The sequence below is a fragment of the Mesorhizobium sp. M7A.F.Ca.ET.027.03.2.1 genome (assembly GCF_003999175.1).
GTDB lineage: Bacteria > Pseudomonadota > Alphaproteobacteria > Rhizobiales > Rhizobiaceae > Mesorhizobium.
Map to the genome: position 1 here is coordinate 1 of NZ_RZOM01001668.1, position 749 is coordinate 749.

Annotated in this window: 1 protein-coding gene and 1 pseudogene; both read right to left on the reverse strand. The window is 60.5% G+C overall.

Annotated features, from left to right (window positions below; all coding sequences use genetic code 11):
• A partial coding sequence (locus EN750_RS37225; protein ID WP_127399472.1) for a DEAD/DEAH box helicase occupies positions 1 to 419 on the reverse strand: 419 nt, incomplete at its 3' end.
• A gap of 202 nt (positions 420 to 621) precedes the next feature.
• Positions 622 to 749 (reverse strand): annotated as a pseudogene (locus tag EN750_RS41305) (NAD kinase); the annotation flags it as partial.

Below are 749 nucleotides of genomic sequence, written 5' to 3' on the forward strand. Positions count from 1 at the left end.
GTCGCGATCAGCACGTCGGCGCCACGCTCCAGCTTCTTGTCCTGTTCGTCGAACGACACGCCGCCGATCAGAAGCGCGATGTTGAGCTTGTGGTTCTTGCCGTATTTGACGAAGTTTTCCTCGACCTGAGCGGCGAGCTCGCGCGTCGGCTCCAGAATGAGCGTGCGCGGCATGCGAGCGCGGGCGCGGCCCTTTTCCAGCCTTGTGAGCATCGGCAACACGAAGGAGGCCGTCTTGCCGGTGCCGGTCTGGGCAATGCCCAGCACGTCCTTGCCCAGCAGGGCATGCGGAATGGCGCCCGCCTGGATCGGCGTCGGCTCGGTGTAGCCGGCGTCGGTGACTGCGGAAAGGACCTTCGGCGACAGGCCGAGGTCTGAAAAGGTCAACGCTTCTGGAGCGGTCGTGGTGTCTGAGGACAAGTGTTGTTGTCTTTGGCTGGTTCGGGGAAGCGCAACGGCGTCTAATGGCGTCTGTCGCGGCAAGCGCCACGCGCCTGCAAGATTGGTATTGCAATTAGGAGCAAGCCCTCGATTTGTCAACAGAAACGGGCAGCAATGGCACGATTGTGAAGTTGTAACCTTAATCGGGATGCTTAATCGACCTGTCGGTCGCAGCGCCGGCTCAATAGCGGAACTGTTCGGCGAGAATACGCTCGTTCCAGGAATGATTGGGATCGAACAGCAACGTTGCTGTCGCCGTTGGTGATTCTCGCACCGTCACCGAGGTCACGGCCTTGACCTCGGTATGGT